General features: G+C 48.9%; 7 protein-coding genes. 4 read left to right on the top strand and 3 right to left on the bottom strand.

Annotation, left to right across the window (positions count from 1 at the left end; translation table 11 throughout):
• Positions 1 to 130: 130 nt before the first annotated feature.
• A complete protein-coding gene (gene umuD, locus N6P30_RS23905; RefSeq protein WP_000776034.1) occupies positions 131 to 562 on the top strand; it encodes a translesion error-prone DNA polymerase V autoproteolytic subunit in 432 nt (143 codons plus the stop codon).
• On the top strand, positions 562 to 1,833 hold the full coding sequence (locus tag N6P30_RS23910) for a Y-family DNA polymerase (RefSeq protein ID WP_004118291.1): 1,272 nt from the start codon (positions 562 to 564) through the stop codon (positions 1,831 to 1,833). Before umuD ends, N6P30_RS23910 begins: the two co-directional genes overlap by 1 nt.
• An 81-nt stretch (positions 1,834 to 1,914) precedes the next feature.
• On the opposite strand, the gene N6P30_RS23915 is transcribed toward N6P30_RS23910, so the two are convergent.
• Together N6P30_RS23915 and N6P30_RS23920 are read right to left on the bottom strand one after the other, a co-directional pair.
• Entirely contained in the window at positions 1,915 to 2,889 is a 975-nt protein-coding gene (locus N6P30_RS23915) for a ParB family protein (RefSeq protein ID WP_000064120.1), read from the bottom strand.
• Positions 2,889 to 4,094: an AAA family ATPase gene (locus N6P30_RS23920; RefSeq protein WP_000368714.1), complete on the bottom strand. Its 1,206-nt coding sequence runs from the start codon at positions 4,092 to 4,094 to the stop codon at positions 2,889 to 2,891. Before N6P30_RS23920 ends, N6P30_RS23915 begins: the two co-directional genes overlap by 1 nt.
• Positions 4,095 to 4,508: 414 nt before the next feature.
• Between N6P30_RS23920 and N6P30_RS23925 the strand changes: the two genes are divergently transcribed.
• The gene (locus N6P30_RS23925; protein ID WP_000339857.1) at positions 4,509 to 4,778 is read left to right on the top strand and encodes a hypothetical protein; all 270 of its coding nucleotides are present in this window, start codon (positions 4,509 to 4,511) and stop codon (positions 4,776 to 4,778) included.
• A gap of 356 nt (positions 4,779 to 5,134) precedes the next feature.
• Here the strand turns inward: N6P30_RS23925 and N6P30_RS23930 are convergent, their stop codons facing one another.
• Positions 5,135 to 6,001, bottom strand: coding sequence for a replication initiation protein (locus tag N6P30_RS23930; protein WP_004118283.1), 867 nt, complete (start codon positions 5,999 to 6,001; stop codon positions 5,135 to 5,137).
• A gap of 534 nt (positions 6,002 to 6,535) precedes the next feature.
• On the opposite strand from N6P30_RS23930, the gene N6P30_RS23935 reads away from it, so the two are divergent.
• Complete coding sequence (locus N6P30_RS23935) at positions 6,536 to 6,640, top strand: hypothetical protein (protein ID WP_032409716.1); 105 nt, start codon at positions 6,536 to 6,538, stop codon at positions 6,638 to 6,640.
• The last annotated feature ends 178 nt before the right edge of the window (positions 6,641 to 6,818 follow it).

Below are 6,818 nucleotides of genomic sequence, written 5' to 3' on the forward strand. Positions count from 1 at the left end.
AACGCATGACTCGGGGACCTTGTGGATTGCTGGTCCTTCAATGGTCGGGGACTTTCACCCCTTGATCTCTACCGGTCTCCCGGCAAACACTGTATGTATAACCAGTAAAATTAGAGTGTCAGGAGGAAAGATGAAACTACAACTTTTCAGCACCGGGAAAGAACTCCCGCCACAGGCCCATCCATTGTTTGCCGATCTGGCCAGCTGCGGTTTTCCCAGCCCTGCTGCTGACTATGTCGAGTCCGATCTGGATCTCCATGATTACTGCATACGGCATCCGAGCGCGACGTACTACCTGCGTGCCAGCGGAGACAGCATGGCCGACGGCAGTCTGTACAATGGCGATCTGCTGGTTGTGGACAGTGCTGAAAAGCCGCGGCACGGCGATATCGTTGTCGCCAGCATGCAGGGGGAGTTTACGGTGAAACGGCTTCTGCTGACGCCGCGACTGACGCTGCAGCCCATGAATGCCTCCTGGTCGCCGATTTATCCTGATCCCGACGAGCTGGATATCTTTGGCGTCGTCACGCATATCATCCACCGCCCGAGGGAGATGTACTGATGTTTGCCCTGGCCGATGTGAACAGCTTCTATGCCAGCTGTGAACGTGTTTTCCGCCCGGATTTGAAAGGAAAGCCGATAGTCGTCCTGAGCAACAACGACGGGAATGTAATCGCTCGCAGTGCCGAGGCGAAGCCCTGGATCAAAATGGGAACTCCGTGGTTTCAGATAAAAAACGAAAGATACCCGGAAAAAATATATGCGTTTTCAAGTAATTATGAACTTTACGCCTCGATATCGGCGCGCGTGATGAACTGCCTGGAGGAACTGGCCCCCAGGGTGGAACAGTATTCAATTGATGAGATGTTCCTCGACCTGACCGGCGTGGAGCACTGTATGGGGCTTGAGGACTTCGCCCGGCAGCTGCGTCAGCAGGTGTATGACTGTACCCGCCTGACCATTGGCGTGGGCGCCGGACCAACGAAAACCCTCGCAAAATCAGCCCAGTGGGCCTCAAAAGAGTGGAAACAGTTTCATGGCGTACTCGCTCTGACCAGGGGAAATCCGCAAAGGACGCGGAAACTGCTTTCACTGCAGCCGGTTGAAGAAATCTGGGGGGTGGGTAACCGTATTGCACGCAAGCTAAATGTGCTGGGCATAAAAACCGCGCTCGATCTGGCTCTGACGAACCCGGCCTTCATCCGCAAAAATTTTTCTGTCGTCCTTGAGCGAACGGTACGGGAACTGAACGGGGAAAGCTGCCTTTCGCTTGAGGAAGCCCCTCCGACGAAACAGCAAATTGTCTGCAGCCGCAGTTTTGGCGTGAAGATCACGGAGTACGAGTCACTCCGTCAGGCTATCTGTCAGCACGCAGAGCGGGCCTCTGAAAAACTGCGTAAAGAGCACCAGTATTGCCGGCATATTTCCGTTTTCATCAAAACGTCTCCGTTCGCCATTAAAGAGCCTTACTACGGCAACGTGGCTACGGAAAAACTTCTTACACCCACTCAGGACACCAGGGACATCATTGCAGCCGCTACAACGGCTCTGGAGCGTATCTGGAGGGATGGGCACCGGTATGCCAAAGCCGGAGTTATGCTGAATGACTTCACCGGCTCCGGAGTTTCGCAGCTGCAACTGTTCGACGAACGCCCGCCACGCCCTCACAGTGCTGAGCTGATGAGGGTTCTGGACGGGATCAACAACTCAGGGCTGGGTAAAGTATGGTTTGCGGGGCGGGGTATGGCCCCGGAATGGCAGATGAAACGGGAGATGCTTTCTCCTGCTTATACGACACGATGGTCAGATATTCCTGCAGCGAAACTGGCGTGAAACTATGGCGATTTCACCGTGAAATTCTCAACCTAAACTGCCTAATTACAATAAGTTAGATGTGAAATCGCCATGGCGAAATTATTGACTCAAATTTCTGTCAAGGACTTCGTTGATAGCCTTGTCCAGTTCATCCTGAATCACTTTTGACATACGGCTAAACTCATAAGTCAGCGTGCGCCCTTTCACACGCTTACGCGCGAACTTGTCCTTTTCTTCAAAAGACCAGAGTGGGGAAACCACTGACTTTTCCTTGGGAGATGGATCTATCAATGCCTGAGATGCCTGAGAAATCAGCTTCAGAATACTGGCTTTCTGTTCGTCTTCTGGTCGCTCGCCATCACTCAAAATTGCATCGAGCTGAGCTGATACAGACTGAATGAGTTCTTCAGGCGTTAATCCCTTTTCACCGAGTTTTTCATTAACTTCTAAAAGAAGTTTATAATCACTAAACGATAGCTCCGACTGAACCGGGAACAGAGAAATTAAGTCTTGCGGTACGGCCGCCGCCTGCAGCGCCCTGGTAACTTTAGCCTGAGATAATCCCTCCAGTTCAGCAATTTCCTTTTGATTAAATCCGGACTCTTTAAGAGCGATCAATCTCAGACCAATCTCCCGAAGATTATGTTCTTTAGCTGTCTGGATATCTTTAGCCAGTTGGCGAGCTTCATCAGCTGATAAATGTTCTTCGGTAACCATTACATCAAGGCCTGTACGGACAAAAATTGCTGAGGCTCGCCGTCTTGAACCATCCAGTATCTCAATCCTTTCACTTTGCTTAATACCAATACAGGGAAAGAACTGCTGAAACTTAATCGTCTGGATAATGGATTTCAGAGACTCCCTGGTCAGTGCAAGTTGATCTCTTCCATTGTTTTCCTGGTTTACGAAGGTCTTACTTTCAACTTCAGATGCAGGCACCCGAACAAACCTGAACGTTACCTTCCTGCCGGTTTTTAAGGTAAATACCTGACTTCTACCGGTGTCAGCCATTTCGAGCATTGACGCCTGAGTATTTAACTGTCTGCCGATGGTTTTTCTTTTCTCATTCGACATCACATACCTCCGTTAGTACGAATGAACTCGATGCGATCAAAGACTGCCTTCGCAAAGTCTTCCGCTGCTGATTTTGCGCTTTTTAGTGCCTCTGTACTTCCATCATAGGTTGCTGGATTTGCTGAAATAACTGTGTCAAAAGTCTCCCCACAACGTTCGAAACCATCCAGTCTTGGCAGAACCATGTCTAGCATATCGGCACCGAAAACCTCTTTGGCCTGACTATGGCAAATTTTGTGATCAGACTTGTTCAGGATCTTGGACATGAAGCCGACATTACCGATGAGATTGCAGGTGTGCCCATCCATTTCGATGGAATCTATGAGGGCAGGGAGGCTGGCCACAAACTTCAGGGAAGAATGAAAATCAACCGTCGCCGGTGGAAGAGGGGTCAACATCAGGTCTGCCGCCCCAATGCAGTTTTTCAGGAACGCATCAAGGTGAGGACCACTATCAAGGAAAATAAAGTCGTAGTCATGCTGGAGCTTGTCGATAATGTTCTCTTTAAGCACCGCATGAATATTTTTCCCTGGCAGATGTTCTTCACACAATCCCTTCCAGCCTTCAGCAAGGAATGCATCGTCAATGGAAGCGGGGATTACATCAACACCAGGGATAATAGACGGTACTATAAAATCGGAAAGTAATTCTTCACGAGACACGTTCTGGAGCATGGCCTGAGCAGCCGTATTTTCAACCAAGCCCACTGAATTCTCATGGCTCAGGAACATTGTCAGAGATGCCTGCGGATCGAAATCGATGGCCAGAATACGCAGGTCTTCGAACAGAAGCTGAGGATGAGCTCGAAAAGCATGTGATAATGAAGCGGTAGAAACTGTCTTGGAACCACCACCTTTAAGATTACATACAAAAATCGTAAAGGCTTTATCGAAGCGATCCCTGTACTTCGGTACTTTACGATGGTTATACAGATCGATGACATTCTGAATCGTCATCGCGTATTTCATCGTATTACCAGAAGGTTTCTTTTTAAAAATGTAGCCACCGGCTTCCATTTCGGACACAGCATACTCAACACTGCCTTTACTGAGCTTAGGCAGCTTATACAGAGCGGCTTTGCTGTATTCCTGATAGAACTCGGTAAGCTTCAATTCCTCTTTTTGCTGTCGGATACTTTCGCTCAAAGATGTCAGAAGCTTACCTGCACGTGTAGCGACTTTCCGTAACTGCTCAATATTGTCCATTTATCACCTCATGACGTTTTTTGTCATTTTGAACAAAAAGTGTCATGTTGCAAGAAAAAAATCATATTGTTTTGATTTCGCTCTCAACAGAAGGGGGATGAAGCTCGACGGGCGTGCTACTAAATCACACTGCAGCAACACGCAGACGCACTTTTGACCATCAACAGCAACTCATACAAAAGGGCTTTGAGAAAGGTATTCAACTTGCAAGACAGGAGAGTCATTCAGAAGGATTCTGATTTTAGTTACGACCAGTGCAATGCTGAGCCTTATGTATCAGCGCTCGCCGCAGCCATGTAACCGAGCGTAGCGAGCGAACTGGCGAGGAAGCGAAGAGGAACCGTTCCGGCAGATAGCTCTTACGCTCAGCACAAGAAGAGTTTTCCATCCTCTGTGGGAAACAGGTCAACTTTAATGGACGCTCCGGACTATGGGAAACAGGTCAACTTCGCGGACGGCCCGGACTATGGGAAACAGGTCAACTTCACGGGCGGCCGGGAGTGTGGGGAACAGGTCAACTTCGCGGACGGCCCGGATTATGGGAAACAGGTCAACTTCGCGGGCGGCCGGGACTGTGGGAAACAGGTCAACTTTGCAGACGGCCCGGACTGTGGGAAACAGGTCAACTTCGCGGGCGGCCGGGAGTGTGGGGAACAGGTCAACTTCGCGGACGGCCCGGACTAAGGGAAACAGGTCAGCTTCTCGGACGGCCCGGACTATGGGAAACAGGTCAACTTCTCGGACGGTCGGGAGTGTGGGAAACAGGTCAACTCCGCGTACGGCCCGGACTGTGGGAAACAGGTCAACTTTGCAGACGACCGGGACTGTGGGAAACAGGTCAACTTTGCAGACGACCGGGACTGTGGGAAACAGGTCAACTCCGCAGACGGCCCGGACTGTGGGAAACAGGTCAACTACGCAGACAGCCGCGATTGCGGGAAACAGGTCAAGTTAGGCAAGCACTATGGGAAACACAGCAAGTTCAGTATCCCCCCATATGTCAGCAACAAACTAAGGGGGGAGGAAATAAAAATTACAGACTATTGTTTTTTATCAAGAAAATTAAACAGCAAGCGACCATCTTCTTCAGTGGTATATGTTACCTTTAATGGCGTCTTCTCATTAATTTTCTTCAGAGCAGGTTCCAGGAAGGTACGCTTCATTTCAGCAATATTGTTTTTCTGCGAGGCAGGGAGCATAAACCTTTCACATAACCAGTCATGTGTGGTGATCCAGACACCAGTGCTCCGGAACTGACACAGGCTTTCATAAAGCCGGATGACACGAACACTATTAAGCTGGCCACAGTCATAGAGAGAATAGGTAGTGAACTGGGAGGTTAAGCCGACCAGGAATGGCATGACCTTGTAGTTAAATTCAATCTGCCAGGAACCCCGGCCTCGCTTCATTCCTGCTTCAGCCAGCCACGGACGTTTAACTTCTTCAAACTCACCTTCTTTTGGATAAAAGGTAACCGTTGATTCGCCCAGAGCATTTACCCCAGCCTTCACATCACGACTGGCGACAGACGTAGCGACATTGAAGTATTTGACGTAATCGGAAACGCTGATTTTGAAGAGCGGCAATACGTCAGAGTCATCTTCCTGGCTGTCATTAAAATAGGCCTGCATGAGGCATAACCACAGCACACGTTTTGCCTGAAGAGGCAGGTAATATGCAGCTTCGGTCAATTCGTTAGATTGCTTTATACTGGCGCGTTTTTTAAACGTTTTAGTAGCTGGCAAGAGTGCTTGAGTATCCATTTCAATGCCTATGGGTAAATTTTTACCCACCCATAATGACAGTGAAAACAGAAATTGCAAGCTATCGCGATACTTATCCACCGGAAAAATCTGCACTTTATCCACAAGTGGATAATTGAGAACTGAACTTGACCTCTTTCCCATAGCTTGTTGATGCGTATCCCATAGCTTGTTGACACAAAACCCACTGATACGTGATTAATTTCCCATATTATGTTTACCAGTTGCCCATACAGGCCCCCTCTCAGGCCGCACTGTACGCGGCTTTCAGGCTCCCTAAAAGATGTAAAATAAAGAAAAAGAATAAAAAAGTACTTTATAAAAATATGCCCGTGGATAAGTGGATAACCCCGAGGGGAGGTGATTTTTCAGGCATTGAGCGTAAGCAGAATTTATAAGTTTTGTTCCCTGGTGCTTCCTCGCTCACTCGGGGCTTCGCCCTGTCGCTCGACTGCGGCGAGCACTGCTGGCTCGATCATATCCGTGGCCGGAAGATACTACTCCTCCCCCGAGTCGCTCTCCAGAGCCGGCTACAGCGAGACAACCCGCACGAAGATTTCTATCGTCCCGGCAGACATATTCGAATCGTTTTTATTAACCCTGGCTTCCGTCGTGACAGAACACTACGTCCTGTAAAAGGGGGACTAAGGCCCCTGAATCACACACCTGAAATTAATAATGCGGAGTTTTACGATAATGTCATTGCTGGAAACTTTCCTGACCGCTTCTCAGGGGGCAACAATCCTGTTCCTTGCCATGCTGATCTACTGGCAAAAGCGATAAATCCAAGCGGGCTGGCCTTTGGCCAGCTTCGCTGTATAAGGGGAAAAATGCGGCATATCCAGACATTTCACTAGGCAATTTGAATTCAGATATCTATGCTTGGGATCCGGTCAACAGGAGGTAACAAGATGAAACTTGAAACTATACAGATAGATAATACCGTAAGGAGTGGTCTTAA

The sequence above is a fragment of the Enterobacter sp. PL1 genome (genome assembly GCF_945957325.1).
Classification (GTDB): Bacteria; Pseudomonadota; Gammaproteobacteria; order Enterobacterales; family Enterobacteriaceae; genus Enterobacter; species Enterobacter roggenkampii.

Excerpts from the sequence above, each read along its gene's own strand:
- umuD (WP_000776034.1), top strand. The coding sequence starts at position 131 with ATGAAACTACAACTTTTCAGCACCGGGAAAGAACTCCCGCCACAGGCC.
- N6P30_RS23910 (WP_004118291.1), top strand. The coding sequence starts at position 562 with ATGTTTGCCCTGGCCGATGTGAACAGCTTCTATGCCAGCTGTGAACGT.
- N6P30_RS23915 (WP_000064120.1), bottom strand. The coding sequence starts at position 2,889 with ATGTCGAATGAGAAAAGAAAAACCATCGGCAGACAGTTAAATACTCAG.
- N6P30_RS23920 (WP_000368714.1), bottom strand. The coding sequence starts at position 4,094 with ATGGACAATATTGAGCAGTTACGGAAAGTCGCTACACGTGCAGGTAAG.
- N6P30_RS23925 (WP_000339857.1), top strand. The coding sequence starts at position 4,509 with ATGGACGCTCCGGACTATGGGAAACAGGTCAACTTCGCGGACGGCCCG.
- N6P30_RS23930 (WP_004118283.1), bottom strand. The coding sequence starts at position 6,001 with ATGGGAAAGAGGTCAAGTTCAGTTCTCAATTATCCACTTGTGGATAAA.
- N6P30_RS23935 (WP_032409716.1), top strand. The coding sequence starts at position 6,536 with ATGCGGAGTTTTACGATAATGTCATTGCTGGAAACTTTCCTGACCGCT.